This is a genomic window from Nodosilinea sp. P-1105 (assembly GCF_012911975.1).
Taxonomy (GTDB): Bacteria; Cyanobacteriota; Cyanobacteriia; order Phormidesmidales; family Phormidesmidaceae; genus Nodosilinea.
Window position 1 is genome coordinate 1 of the sequence record NZ_SMDQ01000138.1, and the last position, 3520, is coordinate 3520.

2 protein-coding genes are annotated in these 3520 nt (G+C 49.1%); one reads left to right on the forward strand and one right to left on the reverse strand.

Features of this window, described 5'->3' with window-relative positions:
- Positions 1–395: 395 nt before the first annotated feature.
- Positions 396–1157, forward strand: a complete 762-nt coding sequence (locus E1H13_RS26265; RefSeq protein ID WP_169617912.1) for a hypothetical protein — start codon at positions 396–398, stop codon at positions 1155–1157.
- Positions 1158–1710: 553 nt separating this feature from the next.
- Here E1H13_RS26265 and E1H13_RS26270 read toward each other — a convergent pair.
- Positions 1711–3315, reverse strand: coding sequence for a DUF6399 domain-containing protein (locus E1H13_RS26270; RefSeq protein ID WP_206071118.1), 1605 nt, complete (start codon positions 3313–3315; stop codon positions 1711–1713).
- Positions 3316–3520: the final 205 nt, after the last annotated feature.

A 3520-nucleotide genomic window follows, 5' to 3' on the forward strand; every position in this document is an offset into this window, starting at 1 on the left:
AATCAGCGCTTTGATGAGCTATTCCCAGCAGACACGGTAATGCCTAAGGTGTACTCCCCCAACCCCTAACTACGCCCCCCAGTTATGCAAATTTACCCTCATCCCCCAGCCCCTTCTCCCAAAATGGGAGAAGGGGGGCCGGATTCAAAGTCCCTCTCCCGCTCTGGGAGAGGGATTTAGGGTGAGGGCTACAAAAGTGGGATGCACTCTGCAAGGAAAGGGTTAAGTATAGTTCTTCATCAACAAAGAAACTTTCACCTTTTGAACTTATTAAGCGCGGTCAAAACAGCAAAAAGCTTGAGAGATCGTTTTTACGTTGCCTAAAATACTTTATTATAGGGACACACTTGAGCGCCAATATTCCTACCATGATGAATATAGCGTACACCGCCGCAATGACAGGCCGTTATTTTAGCCTAACCGATATTATTATATTTGACGATCCTTTTCCTGAGGACTGGATAAAGACTGATAGCAACCTTAGGAAGAAGATCGAGTACAACAAAGGTTATGGAGCTATACATAAAAATCTCGAGCTTTTAATTGAAGCAGTGGCCAGGGCACTAAGCTCAAAGAAGCTAGATGTATATTTCAGTCAAGAGATTGACAGGATTAAGGAATCTATTCTGTCCGATCCTCAGAAGATGAATTTCTTTGTAAACAAGAAAAAATCTGATTGGTGGAAAGGTTTTTACGAAAAAATTTACACTAAAAAAATAGATTATCTATCATTTGAAGATTTACTGGATGAGCATATTTATCACCTGAAGGGTTTAACAAGATATCTGCGGCAAGGGACTTCCCTTGAGGCTAAAAAGAAATTCTTTGAGATCCTTATTCTTGGGGGTCTTGATTTTCCTGTGACTGGGGATGTTGCATGGACCCAGGAGCAAAATAACAGCTATGAGAATCGAAGTAGTATATCCAAGGTAAGAGAAGAAATGATAGAGTCTTTTTCCTTGATGAGTGAAGATTTTCTTGAAGACATTCTTGCTGATCGGAGCTTGAATAGTGCTATCTCTGATTTCGATAAGGGCAAGAGAACTGTGGGGGGTCGATTTATTAGATTTTTTGTTTCTAGGCAAGTATCTCTCATGAAAAGATATGACTGGTCTGTATTGCCTCTTTTCTATGAAAATACACATTTTTGTTTCTAGTTAGGTGAGTTAAGCAGCGTGTAGGTTGGATGGCGCATTGGCAGAACCCAACAAAGCCTATCTTGGCGTTGGGTTTCACTTCGTTCCACCCAACCTACTCCTGATGTTTTGCCAGTCAATCAGACGTAGAGGACAGATTAACCTTAAAATCTCCATATCACAGCTCTTTACTATCAGCTACAGAAAATGGATATCTGCTAACAGTATCGGAGACTATAATGTAAGAATATGGAAAATTAGCTGGGAAACAACGAAATAGTATGCTAGCCCTGAGTTACCCACATATTGAAAATCAAGACGATCAACCTGCGCGATCACACCGACGTCCACGGGTTCGTGTCGCACAAATCGTCATGGACTATCTTGCCTACGGTTGGTCAGTAGAGGAACTATGCCGAATTTCTCTGTCAAAATGCTAACTCATGCAGCCTGATCAAGCATCATCTAGCCAGTTCATTACTATTTACAAAGCCCCTCAAAGAGGCAAAGGCCAAAAACTGCTGGAAGAAGGTTTTCAACCTGATGACTTCCTCTACAATCCCCGGGGTGTAATTTAAGCCGGGAAACCCTTTAAGTAAAAAGGGTTTGGGCGTTGTGCTTTTCGCGACTGACGGGCAACAGGGAGATCACCCGTATGGTCGACCAGCCACTCAAACAGATCAGGAAAGTCATAGCCAAATAATCGTTGGGCGGCCGTGGTGCCATCAGGTCGTTTGAGATGAAAGTTGTGGATAATGGTGAGCCCCTTCAAGGTCTGAGGCGAGAAGCCCCGTCCAGCATGATGGAGTCGGGAAAGATAACCGTTGCGGCCTTCCACCGCCGAGGAGGTGCGCTGGTAGCGATCAGCCATCCAACGTGCCCAGTCAATCCAGCCTTGGCGGTCATCGGCGGCCATCGTCTGGGTTAAGGGATGAGCTACCAGGTGCTGGGCCGCCTCGCTAGCGGCTTGTTGGTATCGGGCTTTCAGGTCTGGCTGTTGCGTTTTATCGGTTTGCTGCTGCCAGTAGACCCAGGGCAACACAGACATCAGTACCCAATTTTGGACCTCAAGGGAGGAGGTTTGCGCCGCCAGGGCTTGCAGCGCCCATTGCCACCAGGCATGCAGTCCTCGAGCGATATCTGGGAGCTGCCTCTCAAAGCTGTTAATCGCCGCCATGGCCTTCTGTCCACCATAGGTTTGGCTCAGCTCACGCAGGTGGACCAACGTCGTCTGAAATGGAGGGGTGATATCGCTCCAGGTTTGGGGGGCTTGAGTCTTGAGGTCAAACGGATGCAGGCTTACCGTCAGGGTGGTGATGGCGTGATGGTAGCGGTGTTGGTCTTGCGCTAAGGTCTCTTGTTGCGTCGATAGGACGGCCAAGGCTTGAGTCAACTCCAGCCGCTTGGCCTCGCGCTGGGTGGCGTCCCGCTGTGCGGTTAAGGTCCTGATTTGTTTGGCCAGGCGTCCCTGCTGACGGCCTATCGCACGGCCGATGGGTTGGCCTAGGGCGCGCAGGGCATGGAACCAGTCTGCGACACTCACACAGCCCAGCCCATCAGTGGCTAACTTAATCAACGCTTTGGCCCGGTCACTGACCATGAAATGACACTGCCATCCACGTTGGTGCCACCAGGCTTGAATCTGAGCCACCCACGTCTCATAACTCCGGTCCTCACATTGCACCTCTGTGAACAGATAACCACTGGCCAGTTCCGCTAAGACCAGGACAGGCAGGCCAAAGAAGACTTCGTCGCCACCCACGCAAATCCCTTGCCCCGCTTTGGGTTGACAGTGCTCTGCCTGGGCCGCCCCGTAGGCCTCAATCGTGTCGTTAAGCTGTTGCTTCAACCTCGCCAGGGCACTCGCAGAGCACCCTACATGGCGCTCTAGGCGCAGCGCTTTCAAAAACTGGGATAGCTCTCCCACACCAATACCGTGTTTAATGCCAAAGAAGAAAATACTGCCGACCACCAACCGTTTTAGCCAGGCACTACCGGCTTCGGTTTCCCACCAGCTTGATTCGGGGTGCTGGTTACGGCGCTCAATCGCCTGTTGATGACGGTGGACGCTACTTTTCGATATCCCAATGACTGACGCAACCGCCTGTACCCCTTGGCTCGCATCCGCTTGGATAGCCTGGAATACCTTTACCCCACGTTGCCGTATAGTTAAACTCATCGTTCCCTAACTGATAGTTGCAAGGGTACGATACAGGGCTCTGGGCATTGCCGCAGAGCTTTTTTTCATAGGTGCTTATTGATACACGACAGCTAACCGCTTAACATCCCGCTTTGTGGAGTACTCCCAATTTGGGGTGTGATTTAAGCCGGGAAACCCTCTAAGTGAAAGGGACTGAGGGTTTGTGCTTTTAGTGACTGACGGG

Bases quoted from the DNA above. Each gene is read 5' to 3' on its own strand.
- E1H13_RS26265 (WP_169617912.1), top strand. From the start codon at position 396: ATGACAGGCCGTTATTTTAGCCTAACCGATATTATTATATTTGACGAT.
- E1H13_RS26270 (WP_206071118.1), bottom strand. From the start codon at position 3,315: ATGAGTTTAACTATACGGCAACGTGGGGTAAAGGTATTCCAGGCTATC.